17 protein-coding genes are annotated in these 21,481 nt (G+C 64.7%); 9 read left to right on the top strand and 8 right to left on the bottom strand.

Annotated elements, in window-relative coordinates; all coding sequences use genetic code 11:
* The first annotated feature begins 82 nt into the window (after positions 1–82).
* The 8 genes from PYR64_RS03600 to fdxA all read left to right on the top strand — a co-directional run bounded on the left by PYR64_RS03600 (position 83) and on the right by fdxA (position 8,483).
* Entirely contained in the window at positions 83–1,411 is a 1,329-nt protein-coding gene (locus PYR64_RS03600; RefSeq protein ID WP_018777106.1) for an MFS transporter, read from the top strand.
* A 10-nt stretch (positions 1,412–1,421) separates the two neighbouring features.
* Positions 1,422–2,804, top strand: a complete 1,383-nt coding sequence (locus PYR64_RS03595) for an FAD-dependent oxidoreductase (protein WP_275778398.1) — start codon at positions 1,422–1,424, stop codon at positions 2,802–2,804.
* Positions 2,801–4,051 carry a CoA transferase gene (locus PYR64_RS03590; RefSeq protein WP_275778396.1) on the top strand — a complete coding sequence of 417 codons (1,251 nt, stop codon included), beginning with the start codon at positions 2,801–2,803 and terminating at the stop codon, positions 4,049–4,051. Before PYR64_RS03595 ends, PYR64_RS03590 begins: the two co-directional genes overlap by 4 nt.
* A complete protein-coding gene (locus PYR64_RS03585) occupies positions 4,048–4,854 on the top strand; it encodes an enoyl-CoA hydratase-related protein (RefSeq protein ID WP_275778394.1) in 807 nt (268 codons plus the stop codon). Before PYR64_RS03590 ends, PYR64_RS03585 begins: the two co-directional genes overlap by 4 nt.
* A 63-nt stretch (positions 4,855–4,917) precedes the next feature.
* Positions 4,918–5,859, top strand: a complete 942-nt coding sequence (locus PYR64_RS03580) for a dihydrodipicolinate synthase family protein (protein WP_275778392.1) — start codon at positions 4,918–4,920, stop codon at positions 5,857–5,859.
* On the top strand, positions 5,859–6,671 hold the full coding sequence (locus tag PYR64_RS03575; RefSeq protein ID WP_275778390.1) for an SDR family oxidoreductase: 813 nt from the start codon (positions 5,859–5,861) through the stop codon (positions 6,669–6,671). The genes PYR64_RS03580 and PYR64_RS03575 overlap by 1 nt, the downstream gene beginning before the upstream one ends.
* Positions 6,672–6,692: 21 nt before the next feature.
* Positions 6,693–8,192, top strand: coding sequence for an aldehyde dehydrogenase family protein (locus tag PYR64_RS03570; RefSeq protein WP_275778388.1), 1,500 nt, complete (start codon positions 6,693–6,695; stop codon positions 8,190–8,192).
* Between the two features lie 6 nt (positions 8,193–8,198).
* Positions 8,199–8,483, top strand: coding sequence for a ferredoxin (gene fdxA / locus PYR64_RS03565; RefSeq protein WP_018777099.1), 285 nt, complete (start codon positions 8,199–8,201; stop codon positions 8,481–8,483).
* On the opposite strand, the gene PYR64_RS03560 is transcribed toward fdxA, so the two are convergent.
* Complete coding sequence (locus PYR64_RS03560) at positions 8,480–9,223, bottom strand: response regulator transcription factor (RefSeq protein ID WP_018777098.1); 744 nt, start codon at positions 9,221–9,223, stop codon at positions 8,480–8,482. The two genes, fdxA and PYR64_RS03560, sit on opposite strands and share 4 nt — an antisense overlap.
* 99 nt (positions 9,224–9,322) lie before the next feature.
* Between PYR64_RS03560 and PYR64_RS03555 the strand changes: the two genes are divergently transcribed.
* Entirely contained in the window at positions 9,323–10,990 is a 1,668-nt protein-coding gene (locus tag PYR64_RS03555; protein ID WP_064722051.1) for an ATP-binding protein, read from the top strand.
* A gap of 3 nt (positions 10,991–10,993) precedes the next feature.
* On the opposite strand, the gene PYR64_RS03550 is transcribed toward PYR64_RS03555, so the two are convergent.
* From PYR64_RS03550 to PYR64_RS03520, 7 genes are all read right to left on the bottom strand, one after another.
* Complete coding sequence (locus PYR64_RS03550; protein WP_018777096.1) at positions 10,994–11,248, bottom strand: PLDc N-terminal domain-containing protein; 255 nt, start codon at positions 11,246–11,248, stop codon at positions 10,994–10,996.
* A gap of 35 nt (positions 11,249–11,283) precedes the next feature.
* Positions 11,284–12,492, bottom strand: coding sequence for a restriction endonuclease (locus PYR64_RS03545; RefSeq protein ID WP_275778387.1), 1,209 nt, complete (start codon positions 12,490–12,492; stop codon positions 11,284–11,286).
* 73 nt (positions 12,493–12,565) lie between these two features.
* A complete protein-coding gene (locus PYR64_RS03540; protein WP_018777094.1) occupies positions 12,566–14,797 on the bottom strand; it encodes an AAA family ATPase in 2,232 nt (743 codons plus the stop codon).
* A 78-nt stretch (positions 14,798–14,875) separates the two neighbouring features.
* Positions 14,876–15,478, bottom strand: coding sequence for a DUF1349 domain-containing protein (locus tag PYR64_RS03535; RefSeq protein ID WP_079581190.1), 603 nt, complete (start codon positions 15,476–15,478; stop codon positions 14,876–14,878).
* Between the two features lie 90 nt (positions 15,479–15,568).
* A complete protein-coding gene (locus tag PYR64_RS03530) occupies positions 15,569–17,506 on the bottom strand; it encodes a DUF5107 domain-containing protein (protein WP_275778385.1) in 1,938 nt (645 codons plus the stop codon).
* Position 17,507: 1 nt separating this feature from the next.
* Positions 17,508–20,570, bottom strand: coding sequence for a glycoside hydrolase domain-containing protein (locus PYR64_RS03525; RefSeq protein WP_275778383.1), 3,063 nt, complete (start codon positions 20,568–20,570; stop codon positions 17,508–17,510).
* 143 nt (positions 20,571–20,713) lie between these two features.
* On the bottom strand, positions 20,714–21,478 hold the full coding sequence (locus PYR64_RS03520; protein WP_275778381.1) for a copper homeostasis protein CutC: 765 nt from the start codon (positions 21,476–21,478) through the stop codon (positions 20,714–20,716).
* Between the last annotated feature and the right edge of the window lie 3 nt (positions 21,479–21,481).

Here is a 21,481-nt window from a genome sequence, read left to right as displayed (position 1 = left end):
CTTTCGCATCAAACGCCTCCAACGGGCGTTCCTGCGTCATACCCTCCCACGCCCTCCCGGGCGTCAGCGTAAGGACACTTCCATGCTCGACATCCAAACGGACAACGTAGTCCCCTCACCCAAAACCCATGAATCCACTGCCGTGAAGAACGCCAGGTTCACCCCGGAAGTCCGTAAGGGCCTCCTCGGACTTGGCCTGGGCAACGCCCTTGAATGGTACGACTGGATGGTCTTCGGCCTCCTGTCAGCCTTCATCGGCCCCAACTTCTTCCCCAACACCGATCCCCTCTCGGCAACGCTGAACGCCTTGGCCGTGTTCGCCGTCGGGTTCGCTTTCCGCCCCTTGGGCGGCATCCTCCTGGGCACGCTGGCGGACCGGATCGGCCGACGACGCGTCATGCTCCTGTCCATCATGCTGATGGCAGGCACCACCCTAATCATCGCTATCACCCCGAGCTACGCAACCATCGGCCCTGCCGCCGGCATCATCCTCCTGGTGTGCCGCGTCCTGCAGGGAATCTCGACCGGCATCGAAGCTCCGCTCTCCACGTCCCACGCCGTGGAACTGGCACCGGAAGGCCGCGAAGGGTACGTCGCAGGCATCATGTCCTTCTATGTGAACATCGGCATCCTCATGGCCTCCCTGGTCAGCTTCCTCTGCAGCCTGGTCATCGGCGGGACCGCCATGGGCGAGTGGGGTTGGCGGGTCCCGTTCATCATCGGCGCCCTCTTCGGCTTCGTGGTCCTCTACCTTCGCCGTTCCCTCCCGGAAACCCTCAAGCAGGAGGAAATGGCAACCAACACCCCCCGCGCAGTCTGGAAGGGCGTCGGCAAGCACTGGTTGTCCGTCCTGGCCATCATCTTCGTGGTGGGCGCGGCACAGGCCTACAACTACGCCTGGAACGTAGGCCTCCCCAGCGCCGCCCGCAGCGGATTCAAGGAAGATCCCACCGCTGTATTCGCCCTGACCACCATCCTGGGCGTCATCCTGGTCATTGGCAGCTGGGTCATCGGAAAACTCGCCGACGGCAAAGCGATGTCCACCTGGTTCCTGGTCACCCGCATCCTTGCCATCCCCGCGGTCTTCCTGATGCTGCTCTACGTACAGCCGGGCATCGGAGGCTTCGCGGCAGTCCTCCTGGGCGGCTCGATCGTTCTGGTGCTCAACATGACCCTCTACAACGTGGTCAGCTCCTCCCTGATGCCCAAGAACATCCGCGGCACCGGCGTAGCCCTCGGCTACGGCATCGGTGTGGCCCTCTTCGGCGGAACCGCCTCCTACCTCCTGGTCTGGTTCCAATCACTGAACCTCAGCTGGATCTTCCCGGTCTACGTGGCCGTCTTGTCCATCCTCAGCATCGTTTTCTACATCGCCGCCCGCCGCAGCAACGGCATCTTCGTCGGCAAGTAAGGACTTCACCATGAACCCGCTCGAACACCACACGTCCCTCGAACTCAGCACTTCGACGGCGGACCTCACCGCCCCGGTCATCTCCCGCTCCGATGTCCTCGTCGTAGGTGGCGGGCCCGCCGGTGTGGCCGCCGCCGTCACCGCAGCGCGCTCCGGCGCGAAGGTCACCCTGCTCGAACGCTACTCATCCCTGGGTGGCCTCGCCTCCGGCGGCATGGTCCTTGTCCTCGACGACATGATCAACGGCCAGGAAATCACCGTCACCGGTATCGTCTCCGAGTACGTCGAACGCCTGCAGAAGCTGGGCCTGGCCATCGTCCCGCCGGCCGATGACCGCAAGACCTCCGAGGAACTCTGGAACAAGTGGGGGCGCTTCGGCACCTTCGACTTCCACTCCCACACCAACCCCAAGCCCATTTGCTACGCCGCCGCCTTCGACCCCGACGGCTGGAAGCGGGTATCCAACGACCTCGTCCGCGAAGCCGGAGTGGACCTCCGCCTGCACTCCTGGTTCTCCCGTCCCATCGTGGACAACGGCGTGATCAAGGGCGTCATCTGCGAAACGAAACTTGGCCCGCAGGCCTTCATGGCCGACGTCGTCATTGACACCACCGGTGACATCGACGTCGCATCCCGTGCCGGTGCCAGCTTCGCCAAGGACAACTACCTCACCACCTTGGTCTTCCGCCTCGGGAACGTCGACACCAACGCGGCCGAAGCCTTCGAGCAGGCCAATCCGAAGGAAGCCCGCGCCATCAACCGCAAGATCAAGCGCCTCCTCGGCGGCGCCTGGGAACTGTGGTGGCTCAAGACCCCCATCGACGGCGTCGTCTGGTGCAACGCCCCGCACATGACCGGTTTCGACGGTGTCGACCCCGCCGACATGACCGCAGCAGAGTTCGCTGCCCGTGACCGGATCTCCGAGGCCGTGGATTACGTCCGCGCCAACCTCCCGGGCTTCGAAAACTGCTACATGCTGGACGTCGCCTCCCAGATGGGCGTCCGCCAGACCCGGCTCCTGCAAGGCGAATACGTCATGACCAAGGACGACGTCACCCAGCGCCGCCACTTCGCAGACACCGTGGCACGCGGCCGGGACTACTACTACCCCTACCGTTCTCTGCTGCCCAAGGAAGTGGACCAGCTCCTGGTGGCCGGACGGCACTACTCCGCAACGCCCGAGGCCCAGAAGATGTCCCGCGAGATCCCGCCCTGCATGGCCATGGGCCAAGCCGTTGGCGTCGCGGCGGCTCTCGCCGTCGAGAACAACGTCCTGGTCCGCGATGTCGCGGCAGCGGACATCCAGCAGGGCATGCGCCGCCACGGTGCAGACCCGGGCGACGTCCCGTCGTCGAACGCCACCGTCGACTCCGAAGCAGCGGTGCCGGCATGAGCACCGTGACCCTGGAACAAGCAGAACACACGACGGCGGCACACGCCGCAGAGTCACGGGCACCCATGCGGCTCCCCCTGGACGGCATCAAGATCGTGGACTTCACCCAAGTGTTCATGGGCCCGTCCTGCACCCAGCTGCTGGGCGACTACGGTGCCGACATCATCAAAGTGGAACGGCCCGGCGCCGGCGACATTTCCCGTAACTCCTTCCCGGACCAGGACGGGCAGGACAACCCGATCTTCCTGTCCATCAACCGGAACAAGCGCAGCGTCTCCGTAGACACACGCACTGATGAGGGACGCGAGGTACTGCACCGGCTCATGGTCGACGCAGACGTCGTGGTCAGCAACTTCCGCTCAGGCGTCATGGAACGCATGGGCTTCGGCTACGAGGAACTCAAGGATAAGAATCCGGGCATCATCTGGGCCTCCGGTACCGGCTTCGGCCCCGTTGGACCCTACTCGCACAAGGGCGGCCAGGATGCGATCGCCCAGGCCTATTCCGGCGTGATGTGGCGCCGCGAGTCCGAAGACGCCAAGCCGGCCATCTACCCCACCACCCTGTGCGACTACATCACCGGCATGCACCTCATGCAGGGCATCCTGCTGGCGCTGCGTACCCGGGAGACCTCGGGCACCGGCCAAAAGGTGGAAGTGACCATGTACGACTCCATGCTGCACCTCCAAATGCAGGAAGCGTGCATGCAGCTCAACCGCGGCTACGAGGTCAACTGGGGTGCCATGCCTTTGAGCGGAGTCTTCGAAACCACCAACGGCGCCGTGTGCATGGTGGGTGGCTTCACCCCGGACCCGTTGGCCCGGATCTCCGATGCGCTGGACCTCGACGAGGACCTCACCGAACGGCCCGGGTTCGCCACCTTGGAACAACAGTTCAAGAACAAACCCGCCCTCCAGGCAATCTTCCGGGAGCACTTCGCCACGAACACCACTGAATACTGGACCGCGAAGCTTGAGGAACAGGGCCTGCTGAACGCCCCCGTGCACACCTTGGAGCAAGCGCTCGCCGACGCACAGACCGAAGCCAACGGGATGATCGTCGAAGCTGAACACCCGACGGTGGGCACCGTGAAAATGCTGAATGCTCCCATCCGGCTCTCCGCCACCCCTCCCACCATCCGCAGGACAGCACCCCGGCTGGGCGAGCACAACGTCGAGGTCCTGCTGGAAAACGGCTTCGATGAGGAAACCATCGAACGCCTGCAGCAGTTGGGAGTCCTGCGATGAGCGTCGTGGTTGAAGAAACCGTGGACGAGGTCACGCTGACGATCACCGGTGGAGTCGCCACCGTGGTCATCGACCGGCAGGGCGTGCTCAACGCCGTGGACGGCGCCACGCACGCACGGCTCAACGAAATCTGGGCCCGGCTGGAGGCAGATCCATCCGTGCGGGCCGTGGTGGTCACCGGCGCCGGGCCTCGCGCGTTCTGCGTCGGCGCCGACATGTCGGCAGAGGCAGTGGACAAGACCGGGCTGGAATACTGGGCAGGACTGGACCCCAACGGCTTCGGCGGCCTCAGCCTCCGCACCAGCCTGGATATCCCCGTCATCGCCCGGGTCAACGGGTATGCCTTGGGCGGCGGCATGGAAATCGTGCTCGGCGCAGACATCGTGGTGGCGGCCGATACCGCGAAGTTCGGTTTGACCGAACCCCGGGTCGGGCGCTTGGCGCTCGACGGCGGTATCCATCAATTGGTGCGACGTGTCCCCTACACGCAGGCCATGGGAATGCTGCTGACCGGACGCAAGGCCGATGCTGCCGAAATGCGTTCCATGGGGCTCGTCAACGAGGTGGTACCCGCCGAGGAACTCGACGCCGCAGTCCAGCGCTGGGTGGACCAGATCCTTGCCTGCGCGCCCACTTCGGTCAAAGCCGTCAAACAAATGGTCAGCCGGACCGGCCACCTCACGGCCAAGGAAGCCCGGGGCATGCGTCTTCCCGCCCTAATGGCCGCGCTGGACAGCGAGGACTCCGCAGAAGGCGTACGGGCCTTCCAGGAGAAGCGTCCGCCTGTGTGGCCCGGCCGCTGAGTAAGCGCCCACCACCAGCCACTTCCGGCACCACAGCACCGCATTTGCACTGAAAGGAACCACATGCCTCTCTCTTCTGCGCCCAAAAACCGTGAATCCCTCCCGCCCGGCGTATGGGGCGTTGTCGCCACGCCGTTCCAAGGCAGCACCCTGGACGTGGACCTGGACAGCCTCGCCGGACTCGTGGAGCACTACGAGGCCATAGGGACAACCGGCCTCACCGTCCTGGGCGTCTTCGGCGAAGCGGCCTCCCTGACACCGCAGGAACGCCGCGATGTCCTGGAAACGGTTATCGACAGCACCACCCTTCCGCTGGTGGTGGGCATCACCGCTCTGGCCACCCGGCCGGCCATCGAAGAGGTCCTGGCCGCACAGCAGATCGCCGGCCCGCGCCTTGCCGCGGTCATGGTGCAAGCGAACTCGCCCCGCGCCGAAGCAGTCATCGCCCACCTTGATTCCATCCACCGGGCAACAGGGGCGAAGGTTGTCCTGCAGGACTATCCCCTGGCCAGCGGTGTCAGCATCCCGACACCGGCATTGATCACTGCGGTCAACGCCTGCGCCTCGGTCATCGCAGTCAAAGCCGAAGCCCCGCCCACCAGCGTGGCCATCGCGGAGCTGCGGACCGCCGTCGGGGTTTCCATCTTCGGCGGCCTGGGCGGCCAGGGCCTCCTGGATGAACTCCTGGCAGGCGCAGCCGGTGCCATGACCGGTTTCTCCTATCCGGAAGCCCTCATTTCCTGCGTGCGGGCCTGGCAGGACGCAGGATATGCAGCCGCCGAACGCGAACTGCAGCCGTATCTGCCGCTTATCAACTTTGAGCAACAAGCGAAGGTTGCCCTCGCCATCCGCAAGGAATGCCTTCGCGAGCGCGGCCTTATCAAGGACTCCGGCGTCCGTGCACCGGCGGCCGGATTCCCGGACGTGCTGCGCGAGGCCATGAACGTGCACCTGGCAGAAGCCGCTGCCGCACTGGCAGCACACACCACAGCAGGGAGCATCTGATGGATCTGGGCATCGCAGGAAAGACAGCGCTCGTAGCGGCCTCGACAGGCGGGCTTGGGTTGGCCGCTGCACGGGCACTGGCCGCCGAAGGCGTCCGGGTGGCAGTGGTGGGCAGGCGGCGTGAGCGGGCCAAGGAAATCGTTGCCGAACTGCAGGCCGCCTACGGCACGGGAACGCTTGGCAGCACCGGCTTCGACGCGGTCGCGATCGAAGCTGACCTAGGCACTGAGGAAGGCATCGAATCCGCCGTGGACCAGACCGTGGCAGACCTCGGCCCGATCGACATCCTGGTCCTCAACGGTCCCGGGCCCAAGCCCGGCGCCGCCGCGACCCTGAGTTCGGCGGACATGGCAGCGGCTTTCGACCTCCTGGTCAAACCCCATCACGCCCTGGTCTCCAGGGTCTTGCCGGGAATGCGTGAACGCCGCTGGGGACGCATCCTGGCCATCGGTTCCAGCGGGGTCACTGCCCCGCTCCCCAACCTGGCGGTCTCCAACACCGGTCGTGCCGCGCTTGCCGGCTACCTCAAGACCCTCGCGGCCGAAGTCGCCTTGGACGATGTCACGGTGAACCTGCTCCTTCCCGGCAGGATCGCCACGGACCGCGTTGCCCAATTGGACCAGGCCGCCGCTAAACGCCGGGGTACCACGTTGGAGGACATCCAGCTCGAATCCCGCAAGACCATACCCGCCCGACGGTATGGAGAACCTGCCGAGTTCGGTGCCGCCGCGGCCTTCCTGTGCAGCGCACCGGCGTCGTACATCACCGGAGTCGCGCTCAGGTGCGACGGCGGCCTGATCCGCAGCCTGTAACCCATCTACCTAAGGACCGACATGACCTCCACGACTTTTGATACCAGCCTCACAACCGGCGGCACCCCCGGACCACACCTCACCGCCCAGCACCTCATCAACGGCCAATGGCTCGGCGAGGCCGGAACCAGGCGGATGAACCCGGCCCGTCCGGATGAGCTCGCCGCGCTCTCCCCCAGCGGCTCCGCCCAGGACGTGGACGCCGCCATCACGGCCGCTGCTGCCGCGCAGCCTGCGTGGGCCGCCCTGCCCGCACCGGCTCGTGGTGCCATACTGATCGCAGCCGGAAACCTCCTCCTCGACCGCCAGGCCGCCATTGCCGAGGATTTGGTCCGTGAAGAGGGCAAGACCCTGGCCGAAGCCAAGGGCGAAGTGAAACGGGCTTCCGACGTGCTCCGCTTCTTCGGTTCCCTGGGCTGGGCCGCCACGGGTGAAGTCCTGCCCAGTGGGCTTCCTGACACCACCATTACCACCCGCCGCGAAGCATTGGGCGTTGTCGGGCTCATTACGCCTTGGAACTTCCCTATCGCCATCCCCGCCTGGAAGACCGCACCGGCCCTCATCAGCGGCAACACCGTGGTGATCAAACCCGCCGAGCTCACTCCACTCTCGGCCACGCACCTTGCCCGCGCCCTCCAGGATGCGGGACTCCCGGCAGGAGTCTTCAATGTGGTCCACGGCAAGGGCCGCATCGTGGGCGACGCCCTGGCCCGGGATCCACGGATCGCCGGACTGTCCTTCACCGGCTCAACCAAGGTAGGCCTCGGGTTGCAGGAAATCCTCAACGCACGCCGGGCCCGCGTCCAGTTGGAAATGGGCGGCAAGAACGGGGTGCTGGTCCTCGACGACGCCGATGCCCGCAAAGCCGCGCAGGTGGTGGCCGCCGGGGCATTCGGGCTGACGGGCCAGGCGTGCACGGCAACGTCGCGCGTCTACGTGACACCCGCCATCCGCCCTGCCTTCCTGGAAGCCCTCGTAGCGGAAGCGGCCACCTATAACCCCGGAGACGGCCTTGGCAGTGGTGATTCGGGCGAAGCCCGGATGGGCGCCGTGGTGAGCAGGCAGCAGTTCGAGCAGGACCAGGACGCGGTGCGGACCGCCGTCGAACGCGGTGCGACGCTCCTGCACGGAGAGTACGACGGTGACCCCACCGGTCCGCTGTTCCTCGCACCGGCCATCCTCACGGACCTGCCGTTCGACGACGCCGCAGTCACGGAGGAGATTTTCGGTCCGGTAGTGGCCGTGCTCGAGGTTGCCGACTACGAAGCGGGACTGGCCGCCATCAACGATTCCCGGTACGGCCTCACGGCAGGAATCTGCACGGACTCGCTGGCGTTGGCCAGCGACTTTGCTGCACGGGCACAGGCCGGAGTAGTGAAAGTGAACCGTCCAACAGCGGGTCTGGACCTGAACGTTCCCTTCGGCGGAGTCAAAGATTCCTCCACCAACACGTTCCGCGAACAAGGCCGATCCGCGCTGGACTTCTTCACTTGGGGCAAGACCGTTTACACAGGGGTGTAGCCCGCCATGAGCTACGTGATCGCCCAGCCGTGCGTGGATGTGAAGGACAAAGCCTGCATCGACGAGTGTCCGGTCGACTGCATTTACGAAGGCGACCGTTCACTGTATATCCACCCCTCGGAGTGCGTGGACTGCGGGGCCTGTGATCCGGTATGCCCGGTGGAAGCGATCTACTACGCGGACGACGTCCCGGATGAGTGGGCAGACTACGTCCGGGCGAACGCCGAGTTCTTCGAGGATCCGGCCCGCGACCATCCTGTGGTCGCGGCCGAGCCCTTGCGGGTTGCTTAGTTGTTGTTGACGGCCGGGGCTAGCCGGTACCCGACGCCGCGGACCGTCTCGAGCCACCGCGGGCCCTGGATGCTGTCGCCCAGCTTCTTGCGCAGGTTGCCCATGTGCACCTCAACGGCACGTTCGTCCGCGTCGCTGACGTAACTGCCGACGTCGTAGGGTTCGTTGCGAAGGCGACGGGCGAGGTCGGCTTTGGTCCGCACAATCCGGCCGGTTTCCAGGAGCGCCAGCAACAGATCGAACTCTGTGCGGGTGAGCTTCAACTCGGTGCCGTTGAGGATTGCCGTGCGGGAACCGGCCGAAACGGCCAGCCCGTTGTGGATCATCTCCGGATCCGCTTCTTCCGGCGCGCTCTTGGTGTCCGACGACGCACGCGGCCTGCGCATCATGGCCTCCACCCGGGCACGCAATTCGCGCGGCCGGAAAGGCTTGGTGAGGTAGTCGTCGCCACCGGCCTCCAGGCCCATGAGAGTATCGAGTTCCTCGGCGCGGGCCGTGAGCATGATGATGTAGGCGTCGGAGGACTTACGGATCTGCCGTGCGACCTCGAAACCGTCGATGTCAGGAAGGCCGAGATCCAGGGTGATGACGTCCGGGTTGAGTTCGCGTGCCGACGTCACACCGGCAGAACCCGTCGACGCCGTGTGAACATCAAATCCTGCTTGGGAAAGAACTACCCGCACCAACTCGCGAATATCCTGGTCGTCTTCAATGACCAGCCCCACACGTACTTCACTCATCGCTGCCCCTCAGCCCCTTCGATAACCTCAGAAGTATATCCGTTATGGTTAGGCTGATCTCATGAACCGAATTTCTTCCGCACCCGTGGTGGTTGTGCCATGACCCAACCCTCAGCTTGGGATATTGGCGATAAGAAGAAATTGTTGATTTTTCAGCGCTCGTTCCATGAACATACCCTGCGGATGCGGGTTGTCCTCAGTCAATTGCCGTTATCGGTGTGTGTCTGTCTTTCGGCAATTCTGGTGTGGCTGTTTTTCCCCGCCACACTCGAAAACCCGTTGTTCCTCATCTTCCTGCTGAGCCAGGCATTCCTGTTGGCACTGTGCATTGTGGTTCCTTGGCACCGCCTGCCATTCGCCAGTTTCCTCATCATCCCCATCCTGGACATGGTTTCCATAGCCTTCGGCAGGGAAGGCGGACAGGAGGCGCTCACCGGCCTCAGTGTCCTGGTGGTGTTGCCTGTCATCTGGTTGTGCGCTTCCGGCCTCTACCCCCGGCTGGCCATCGTCATGTCCTTCCTGGGCCCGCTCGGAATTGTCTGGGTACCGGTCTTCCTTCATAACCAGGTCAGCGAACAGGCCCTCACCAAACCCCTGCTGTTCCCCATCCTTATCCTCGGCATTGGCGTCTCGGTGAGTGTGCTCACCCTGAGCATGGTGCGCCAGCAGCGCGTCCTGGAGCAAAAGGACGAGGCCCTGAAAGAAGCGCTGGGTATCAGCACCAAACAGGAACGGCTGCTGAACACCGTCATGGAAGCCCTGCCGCTGGGCGTGGTGGCTGTTGACGGCGACGGGCACGACATCCTCATGAACAGGCGCCAGCGCCAGACCCACGCATTGGCCACACCGCCGGACAACGACGACCCCAACGAATCCCAGCTGCTGGTGTTCGACATTGACAGGAGCACTCCCCTGCCGCCCGACCGCCGGCCGGTGCGGCGCGCCGTCCTGGGCGAACGCTTCACGGACCAGCTGGTCTGGCTGGGTACAGGGGAGGAACAGCGGGCCTTCACCACCAGCGCCCGTCCCATGCTGGACGACGCCGGGAAGTTCGCGGGCTCTGTGGTGGTCTTCAGCGACGTCACGGATCTGGTGAATGCGCTGGCAGCCAGGGATGACTTCGTGGCCAACGTCTCCCACGAATTCCGCACCCCGTTGACGTCGATCCTGGGCTACGTTGAGCTGATCCTGGACGACCCTGCTTTGGATGCTCATTCCCGCAAACAACTCGACGTCGTCAGACGGAACGCGGAGCGGCTGCTGACCTTGGTTTCGGACCTGTTGGCGGTGCGATCCGGACAGATCGTCATTCAACGACACACGGCAGACGTTGCGGAATTGGTGCGGGGAAGCGTCACCTCCGCCGAGCCCCGCGCAGCCAAGGCCGGCATCCGGCTCTCGATGGACCTGCCCGATGCCCTGGAAGCACGCGTGGACTCGTCACGCCTGGCCCAGGTCCTGGACAACCTGGTGTCGAATGCCATCAAGTACTCCCCCGACGGCGGCGATGTGGAAGTTGCGGCCTGGGAAGATGAGGACTTTGTCTTCTGCCGTGTCACCGATACGGGCATGGGCATGAACGAGGAAGAACAGGCCGAGGCCTTCACCAAATTCTTCCGCGCCGGCGGGGTCCGCAAGAGCGCCATCCCCGGGGTTGGGCTGGGATTGCCCATCAGCAAGGCCATTGTTGAAGCGCATGGCGGAACCATCACCTTGGAGAGCGAGCCCGGGCGCGGAACCACCTTCACAGTGAAGATGCCCGCCTAGCTCTCAGCGCTTTGCCGGGGTGCCGCCCACCAAGCCGGATTCGCGTCGCCTGCCGAACAGGAAATAACTGACCGGCCCGAAGAAATTGATGAACGAAAGCGCACGCCACATCACTTTCTTCCCCCTGATGTTCGAGTCCGGGGTTTTGGCGATGCTTCGCTGCGCTGCCACCAGCAACGCCAGGTTCACGGCACCACTGACCAGCACAGAGATGCGCTGCCCTTTGCTCATATCACGCCACGTTTTCTTGCCGGCCATGGTGCCTCCTCAGGGCGAAAGGTCTACTTCACAGGCTAGTCCGACGCCGATCGTCCCGCCACAGCCTGGCGTACTACTTCGCCCCACGACTGTTCAGCGAGGTCTGCCACTGCAGCAAGGATTTCCGACGGCGGCCGGGACAGGTCCAGCGGGTACTCCACGATGTCGATGTCCGTGTTCAGGATCCGCCGCAGCTTCACTTCCCCCGCCCCGGCATAAACCAGCCAGGCCGTGGGGACCCGCAGGGCGGTGCAGTAGGCCAGCAACTGGTAGTGGTCCGCGCTGAGTGAAGCCCCGGCGTCGGAAGCTGCCTTGTACTTGGAGTCGTACACCACCACGGGCCGGCCACCCAGGAAGTGCACGGCATCCGGACGGACGGTCAGACGGTCTGAATCCCGGACGGCCTCGTTCAGGAGCGCGCCGTATTGCAGGCGCATCTCTCCCGGGTGGGCTGCCATGGCGCTTCTGAGGGCGGTCCCCACGAATTCCTCGAACACCTGCCCCATGTCCACCACGAAGGACGCCGTCCGCTGTTTACCGTGGCCTGCCTCCGCTGAGGCATTGCGCAGGATGACCTCGGCCAGCCGCAGCACCGCGTGGAATCTCAGGTTCATCCGGCTGGCCCGCCACGGCGGCAGCGGCGCGCCGGGCTGAAGGCGGGTCACGGCGTCGAGCTTTCCCTTAAGCTGCCGCAAGCGGCTCAGGACGTCGGGACGGACCCCGGGAACCTGGCCCATGCGTTCCAGTGCGGCCCGGAGGATCCTGTTCTCGGCGATGTCCTCGGTGAACTCGTCATAGGAGACCTCCAGCGGCACCATCATTCCCGGACGCCGTGAGATCTGGTCCGAGATCCGGATACGGCCCTTGACGGTGCGCAACGACTCTTCGACGGTGAGGTAGCCCTGCAGAACCCCACGGCTGAGCGCTTTATCGGCCAGCTGCGCCAGGGACTCCGCCAGCGCACTCCACAGGTCCGGGTGCTCAACGGCTTCCACGGAATGGTCGCGAAAACCTTGGTCCCCGGCGTAGCTGAGCAGAAACAGCAAGCGGCTGAGGCCCAAACGGTCCTTGGGCCGGACTTCCAGTTGCACTGTGGCCGCCCGAACGGAGCCCACCTTGCCCGCGGGCTCAATGCGGTAAAGGCCCATGCCCATGGGGGATGCCTTGGCCAGCCCGCTGGTGTTGATGAAAGCCGCGGATTCGGGATCGAGTTTTTCCACCACCCCACCCGAGAGCTCGTCCATGACGATGTGCCGGGGCCCCTTGTTGGCGCCCCGGGCACTGGACGGTGCCCTCGCCGGCCTTGGGGGGATGGCGTTAGCGGTCCCCAAGACGTCCCAGCAACTGGTCCAGGCCGAAGCGCTCTTCCAACTGGGCCCGGTTCAGCTGCCCGTGGTAGTGCTCCTCCAGCAACGGCATGAGCTCGTACTTCCAGATCCGGCGCAACCCTGTGGGGTTCTGGGCGGCGTTCTTCATGAAATACGAGGGTCCGATCATGAGGTCCCGGTCCCAATCGTCGATCGAATCATTAAGGGCATCCAGCAGGTCCGCGTTGAGGGTGTCCAGCCCGCGGGCCTCCAGGAAGCGGCGCAGCGAACCACGGACCGGTTCCACCTTGGGGTGCAGTTCGATGAACGCGAAGCGGCGGCGGATGGCCGCATCCATCATGGCGATGGAGCGGTCCGCGGTGTTCATGGTGCCAATGATGTAGAGGTTGTCCGGCAGGCTGAAGGGCTCGTTGGGGCTGTACTGCAAGTAGATGCGGTCGTCCCGGTACTCCAGCAGGAAGTACAGCTCACCGAAGACCTTGGCCAGGTTGGCGCGGTTCATCTCGTCGATGATCAGGAAGTACGGCTTGTGGGCGTTTTCCGGCTTTGCCGCTTCCTCGGCGAGTCGCCGCAACGGTCCGGCGACCAGCTTGAAGGACACCTGCCCGTCGTCGGTCTTGTCCGGCCGGTACCCTTCAAAAAAGTCCTCGTAGGCGTACGACGGGTGGAACTGGACCAGTTTCACCCGTTCATCGGTGTGGTCACCGGCGAGCTCAGCGGCCAGGTGCTTGGCGAGGTAGGTCTTGCCGGTCCCCGGAGGGCCGTAGAGGACCAGCTGGCGGTTCTCTTCGAGCAGTTCCGCGATCTCCTGCAGCGGCTCAAGGTCCATGTGCAGGGACGCTGCGAACTCTTCGGTCAAAGGCCGGAAGCCCTGCTGCACAACCTCGACGGCGACAGTGGGCGGCGCTTCGTCCTCGCCGTCGGTTTCGGCTTCCACGGGGAGCAGTTCCTGCAGCGCCTGGATGACCCTGGTGACATCGACGAGGATGCCGGGGGTGGACAGCTGCCGCTGGGCGTGGCGGGGAAGTTCGGGGATGGCATAGCTGTCGTCGAACCACCGGACTTTGCGGCGGATGCGGCGGTTGTCCTCGTCGTGCTCCGGCTCGCCAAGGACCACGCCGACGCGCACACGGCCGGCATGCTGGTACAGCGTGAGATCGCCGGGCTTCATGACGGTGAGGAAAGCGAAAACAGCCGTCTTGGTGTCTTCGCGTTCCACGTAGCCCAAGTGTTTGTAATCCTCGTCCACGGCGTGCTGGACGACACCGGCTGTGACGCCCGCGGTCAGGGTGCGGAGGTGCTGCACGTCCAGGGTTGCCTTCTCTTCGGCGACCCAGGAGGCGAGCAACTCCGCGTTGTCATGGTGGGTCCGCAGGAGCCAGGACCGGCGTCCCGGGTCTCCCACTTTGCGCCATTGGCTCACCAGTTGCCGTGCGTACCAATCGATGCGCTGCCCGGCCTGCTCGTCCAGGTGCAGCCGGATGCGGTGGATGTCCGCTGTGATGTCCTCATCCGTGTCACCCTTGGCACCGCCCACCAGCGAGGCGAAGGCGTCCCGGATTTCCTGGCGTTCAACGTCAGCCACCACGGGCTCGAAATAACTTGGCCACACCAAGTACTCGATGCTCCGGCGCAGGGCAGGCTGGTCATCGGGCGTTGCTGCTGCCAGTTCGTGGAACATCAAAGGGTCCGCGAGGGCCCTGTTAATGGTTGCCGTGCTTTGGCTGTCCACGTGGGCAACGAAACGGCACAGCCACTTCAGGTGGTCCCAGATGGTCCAGTTGAATTCGGCGGTACGGTCGCGGATCACCCCGTGGTCCGTCATGCCCTCGTACAGTTCTTCCGGAAGTTCGATGGGCGGCTCAACCCACGACGCAGCCTCGGCTACCCGGGCGCGCTTGACCCTCAGGGACTTGACCTCGTGCGCCAGCGGCAGCGACTGCAGGAAGAGCAATTCGACGGCCAGCAGCTTGGCTTCCCGGGAAGCGCCCTCCAGATTGTTCCGAAGGTTGGTCATCATGGGCGCCTTGGAGTCTTCCACCCCGCGCTCGAGCCTCTCGAGGAGCTCGGCGGCAGCATCCGCAGTCCAGGTGAGCGTCCGGCCATCCAGCGCCGAGGGTTTCCCGTGAAGCGCCGGACCGAGCACATACCAGGCTGCGTCCTCGATCTCCTTGGAGACTCCGGGGGCGCGGTCAATGGCAGGTTTCAGGGAGGGAATCACCCTGCCAACTTACCTTGTTTGGTTTAACCAAGCATCTGGATATCCACAAGCTTCACGTGCTATTGGCCCCACCTGCTGCTAGCTGCCGTCCCGGAGGTCGGCGGGTGGTTCCTCCGTCAACTCGATGGCGTCAAAGCGCGCCTCGCAGCTGGGTCCGAGTGGCGCCTGGGACATGAAACCCACGTGGACCGGTTTTTCCGTGTCCAACCGGAAAAGCCTGACGAATGACCATTCCCGCCCGTCCGCAGAGGAATGGAACGCCCATGCCGGCCCTACCCGGCTGACCCGCAGATATACCCAGGGCGCGGTGACCACCGGCCCGTTGGAGTCGTCCGAATAGCTGTTGGTCACCACGCTGACCACCATGGCCTCGCCTTGCGGAGAGAACTCGAAGCAGAGCTTGGCCCAGTGTTCGCTGTCCGCCCACAGACTCAGCACCCCGGCGTCGAACGTTGTCCTGGGCGACGCGACCAAAACCCTGGCGGAGAGCGAGAAAGCCGCTGGGGCCCTGAAGCCCAGCGCTGTGGCTCCGTGTTGCGGCTCTCCGCCAAGGGAGTCGTTGGTCCAGTCGACGCCGGGTGCGGCGGTGAGCACCAGCGCTCCCTCTGCGTCGTCGTAGCTGGCTTGGCCGACCGTCGAGGTCCACTCCAAGGGCGGGAGTCCTGCAATTTCGGGTATCACGTCCGTGCTCCGTTCATCGTCGCTTGAGTCGTCCAGAACACGCTTTCAGAGGTTGCCCCGGATGTGCGGGAGGCCACACCGGGGCACCCCTCAATGCATTCCGAACTGGTAAGCGGACGGCACCGGTTCGTCAGGACACACCTCTTGCCACAGCGCGGCAATCGCGTCCTCGCCCTCGCGGAGGTCCGGAACCTCCACGCCTTCGCGCAGAATCGAGGCCGCTTCATTGGCGTTTCCCGTTCGTGCCAGCGCCAGCGCCTTAAGGAAACGCAAACGCCCGACGGCGGCACCATCGTGGGGTACCGACTCCGCCAGTTCCAGGGCCATGGCGGGGTCCCCGTGGCGGATGCTGAGCGTCACGGCCTCCGTGAGCAGGGCTCTGTTGGAAGAGTCTGCCCCGACGCCCTTGCGGAGTTCAGCCAGCCCTTCGGCGTCCTGGCCGTTTGCGAGCAAGGCCAGCCCCAGTCCACGGTGCGTGAGCGCCTTGATACCCGGTGCTACCCCGTCGTCGGAGATTACCTCGCGGTAAAGATCCTTGGCGCCGTCCAGGTCCTGCCGGGCATGGCGCATGGTGGCCAGGTGGAACGTAGCCGCAGGACCGTCCTGATCGGCCAGCAGCTGTTCCCAGTCCACCCCCGCGACGAAACTGGTCGCGCCGTCGAACGCCTTTCCCTTGAGCAGCCCAAGCCATGGCTCCTGTTCCGCGGAAACGCCCTCGTCCACGAACGGCGTACCGCTTTCGTCAATCCACGACAGACCGGCCTTCAGCCGCCGGGCCCTCTCCACCACGCCCCAGCCGCTGCCGTGCAGGAGCATTTTCGACGGCGGGACGTCGGCATTGGTGATGGCCTCGGGCAGCATGGCTTCAAGGGATTCGTGTGGCAGGAGCTCTTCCAAACGCTCACCGGCGTGGGCTACCGCGGCATCCCAGTCAGTGCTGTGGGCCGTATCCGTGTTCAGGTGTCCGTTGCCGTACGCCTCCACCCACGCCCACTCTGCACCGGCGGGCATGACCAGATGTTCGAACTGCGTCTGTGCCAGGCCGGCCTGGATCTCCGCGTACGGGCCGGCTCCCGGGCTCAGCCATTCCTGCCAGCGTTTGCCGCCCTGTCCCTGGCCCCATACGAAGAGCTTCTTTCCCCGCAGGAGGCCCGTTGACAGCATCGCCAGCCCGTCGCCGTCGTCGTCCGCTGCCACAACCCAGCGCCGCTCGGAAGGGTCGATGTCGAAGAAGAAGTCCGCCGCGTGCGGGCTGTTGACCGGCCACGTGCCGTCATAGCCTTCGTGGGTGGTGGGCCTGACGCGGGTGATGTCCGTGGTGTAGTCGCTGCCGTAGGCCTCGTGGGCGGGCGCGATGACACGGGTGCGGTCAGTCTCCGGGATCGCGGCATTGCTCCACCAGTACATGGGGACGTCGTGGTCGTTCGGGTTCCGGATCCGAACCGCTGCCAGCACCACGGGCGATTCTGCGGGCAACCAGATGTCTACCTGGAACACCACTTCCCGGAGCCGTTCGTACTCCCACATCCGCAGGATGTGTTTGCCGTCCGGGGTGTGGACGATCGCCGTGTGCAACGGATCGCAGCTGGTGGGCGAATGACCGCGGGTCCCGATGTTCCACTCAAGCCCGCCCGCGAACCAGGCCTTGCGCAACGCGATGTTGGCCAGCTGGGGGGCGTCATGGGTGTGGAGGAGCTGCTTGCCTGTTGCTTTGTCGAACAGTTCCCAGATGCGGCCGCCCAGGGACGGGAGGACTGTCACCTTGAGCTTGCTGTTTTCAAGCACGACGGCGGGAAACTCCCTGGGTGCCGCCTCCCGGCTGTAGCCGTCCTGCATGAGATACGGGTAGATGTTGGGCACCACGCCGTAGCGGGCCGATGCCTGCAGTTCCTCCGGCACGCCTTCGCCTACCGTGTAGGGCTGGTCCAGTTCGGCGGCAACCACCGGTAGCGGGTTGAGCGGGCCGAGCTCAGCCATGGTCAGGGAGATGGTGGTGACGGTGATGCTGGAAGTTGCGGTGTCTGGCACGTCAGTATCCGATCGTGAGAAGGAGGCCGCGCTGCGGCTCAAGGGTGATGGCCTCGCCGGGCGCGTAGTCCATGGCGGGCTGGAAGCCGCGGATCGCGGGCGCCTTGATACTGGCGGCGGGGGCTGTGGAGGTTTCGTCGGTGAGGGCCGCGTCGCCGAAGATCAACGTCACGTCCTCAGTTTCCCCGGCCCACGAGGCCAGCGCCACCACCATCCCGTTGTCCGTCAACCACGTGGTTGCCAGGACATCCGGGTGGCTGGTCCGCACTGGCGTGTGGGGGTCCCAGAACCCGTGCATCCGGGCACGTTCCAGGTTGTTCGCCGTCCAGAACTCCCACAGCGGACGGTTGTCCACCGCGGGTGCCCGGCCCGTCATGCCGAACACCATTCCGCGCCACGGATTGCCGCCGCCTTCGAGCATCTCGCCCATGAGGCCAAAAGGAATGCCGGACAATTCCACCAGCCAATAGTCGGGGTCTGTGCCGTTGTAGTCGAAATACTCCCCCAGCCACAGCCTGTCCACATACGGCAATTGCTCCATGTACAAATTGGCTGATGAGGCGTAGCCGTCGTTGGCGGTGAACTGGTTGGCAGAGTGGAGGTCAATCTCCGGGCCCTCCACTCCCCTGTCCCTGCAGGCCCTTTCCAAGACCTTGCGGACGCGCACCATGGCGTGCCGGTCAAAGGCCAGGTCATCGAGGTAAATGCCGTCGATTCCGTCGTCACCGGCAGCCAGTTCCTGCAGGCTGCGCACGTAGAAGTTCTCCCACCGCGACCCGCCCGTGGTCACCACCGCGATGTCCTCCACGTTCGGGGCAAACCAGGCCGAGACGTAGCCACTGCCGGCATGCTCCTGCAACCAGCTATGGCCGGCGCCCGGACCGTCGCTGAAGATCTCGTGGTCCAAATGCAGCAGCGGCAACAGCTCCGGGCTGTGGAACGTGAGCTCACGGACAGTGTTGTAGATCTTGGCTGTCAGGCCCTCCCGATGGCACTGCGCCACGTATTGCCGAAGCGTTTCCTTCGTGAGCAACGGATCATTGATATACGGTGCAGGCGCTGTCGCATGGTGGATATTGACCACAGTGGCTCCGGCCGCCCTGATCTCCGATGGGTCTTCAGGGGCGTGGAAGTAGCGCTTGCCCAGATGCCTGCCGGGTTGGATCGGCTTGAAGGGTGTGAGCAGAAGCCGGAAATCGAAGTGGAGCGGCTCGTTCGGCGTCAGCGTGCGGGCACCGCTGAACGCGCGGACCGACACTTTGCCGTTGGCAGTCCGAAGCCGGACGCCACCCCTCACCCCGCCCTCCTGGCGGTTGGCCCACGACGCCGGTTCAAGCAACGGCTTTTCCCTGTAGAAATTGGTGTTCAGGGGACGCTGGTACTTCTCATCCCGCAACGACAACTGAAGCCCGGCGTTCACCCCTCCCAGCCACAGTGCATCCTGGTTCCTGGCGGCCACGTCCCACGTCCAATCCAGGGTCTCCGGGCGCCGCCCGCCCGGGACGCCCAAACCCATGGCAAGCGGCACGGCGTCCTCGTCGAACGAAAGCTGCAGCCCGACGTCGTTCACGTCCAGAGTCTTCCGCGGCGCGAGCCGCAGCGAGTACTCAACTGTTCCATCGGCGTCGAGGGTGGCGTTCAGCTCCAGCGACAACACCGCAACGCCTTCCTGGCTGCCCGTCCAGTTGCAGCCCCACGAGACCCGTGCAGGCCCTTCCACGTTGAACGTCAGTGGCGAAAACTCCCAGCTGGTCCCCTCGATGTGCACAGCCATCGGAACGTCGAAAAGCCCGACGGCGGGACCATCCGTCGACGTCACGTCGCCCGTGAAGCTGGACGTCACCTGAGCAGGCAACCCCGATGCCGACAACCGCAGGCTCCGGCCAAGGATCCCCAAGGTTCGTTCCCGCTCGTCCACGGTGATGGCAGTGAAAGGAGCCACAAGCTCGACGTCCTGGGCCACGGCAGAATCCAGCCAGGCCAAGCGCCGAAGGAAACGTGGATCACCGAAACCACCTTCCAGGATGCTCGGGTCCGTTTCCGTCGCCACGTCCAGCGTGACCTCGATTTCCTGCCCAGCCTCACCTTCCGCATGGATGGTGACCATGGCGGAATGCGTGCTTCCGGCGGCGCCACGGGGCACGGGAAGGACCACGAACAGGGCCCGCACCGTGCCCGCCGGGACGGCCAGCTCCTTGTGCCATGGCCTGCCCAGCCGGTCTACGCCGTCGGAGTTGATGCAGTGGCCCCCGGCTGATGACACGACGTCCACGGAGACGCCAGCAAGGTCCTTCAGCGCGTACAACCCCAGCTGCACCACATAGTCCTCGCCCGCAACGGCGCCCGCCCGAAAGGTGTCTGACGGCCCGTTGGCTACCCAGTGCGCAGGCAGGTCAGTGCTCATGGAGACGGGATTCAGGCGGTCCTCGGGAAACACCAGGAAGGCCTCGCCCTTGTGGCACGAATGGAACTCTTCCAGTTCGTCCGCCCGGGCCGTGAAGTTCATCGGCGCGAACGAGTCCCGCTCACTTGCGGCCTCGTAACGGACGACCGTCGCGTTGGGCAGCCCAGCCTGCGCCGGTTCCCGCCAGGCCGAATACCCGACGGCGGCAGCCCACCCCGGCTCTGCCGTCGGACGACGCGGGAGGTACTGGGCCTGGGGATAGTGGGGTTTGCCCAGCATCGCGTAGGGCAGGTAGTAAACGTAGTAGGTGCCCGGGCCCTCGATGGCTTCCAAAAGGAGGGTTCCTGATTCCCTGGTGCACTCCTCTATGACCACATTGCGGACCCTGGCGCCCGTCTTCCCGGAGACGACGATGACATCCACTGTCGCGGGGTCCTCATCTTGGCGCCGCCACGGCAGGACAGGCTTGTAAGCCGGGGCCGTTGGGACAACCTGGGCCGTTGGGGCAACTTCCACCACGAAGCGGTGGTTGCCGTACAGCAGTTTGTCCCACGTTCCGATGCCGCATGCCACCTCAGGATGGCCGGAGGTTGCGCTGTTGCTTCGACTGCTGGGGGGACGGGAATTGACGGCCGGTGAAACCGGCGAGGGCAGCGGCATCGCTGGGACTCCTGGAAGTAGCTTCGGGGCTTCTTCACCGAGTTGGTGAATCCTTACATCATCCGGTCGTTCCGCGGAATCGTAAAGGGTCATTGCGATGCGTACTCACTGGGATTTGCCCTGCCAGAGGCTGGACGGCAGGACTAATTCAGCCTAGCCAGATTCAAGGCGTTGATTTTCGCTTTGGCGGCACGGACGGTTTCGCGGTCCGTGACCGTGTAGGCCGTGGGATCGCTGCCGTCCTGGGTACCCAGGGAAATCGTTCCTCGGCCGAGCGTGGAGACGGTTTTCTTGGCGGACAGGTGGACCGCGCTCAAACCTGCAGCGTGCATCGCCGGGATGTCTGCCAGGGCCAGCCCCCCGCCGGCCATGATCTCGATGGCACCTCCGGCGCGTTCCACCATGGTGGCGAGCGTGCCGAGGCCTTCTCCCGCCGTCGCTGCATGCCCCGAGGTGAGGACCCTGGTGAACCCCAGCTCCATGAGCTGGTCCAGGGCAGCCAACGGATCCTTCGATTGGTCGATGGCCCGGTGGAAGGTCAGCTGTGCCTCCGGCTTGGTGTCCCTTGCAGATTCCAGCAAGCGCCGGATGGTGTGCACGTCGACTGTCCCGTTGGGTTCGAGTGCCCCGATGACAACCCCGTTTGCTCCTTGGCGCAGCAGATGCCTGATTTCATGCACCATGGTGTCCACGTCGGAGGCCGAGTACAGGAAATCACCGGGCCGGGAGCGGATCAGTGGATGGATTTCCAAACGGCCGTCGACGTGTTCCATGCTGGCTTCCAGCAACCCCTGGCTGGGTGTGACGCCGCCCAGTTCCAGGCTGCTGCACAGCTCAATGCGATGGGCACCCTCAGCGGCAGCCACACCTGCACCGGCGGCGCTGACCACAGCGATTTCAAGTTTCATGGT

It is taken from the genome of Paenarthrobacter sp. Y-19 (assembly GCF_029223985.1).
GTDB classification, from domain to species: Bacteria; Actinomycetota; Actinomycetes; order Actinomycetales; family Micrococcaceae; genus Arthrobacter; species Arthrobacter nicotinovorans.
This window is presented reverse-complemented; position numbering and strand designations above follow the sequence as displayed.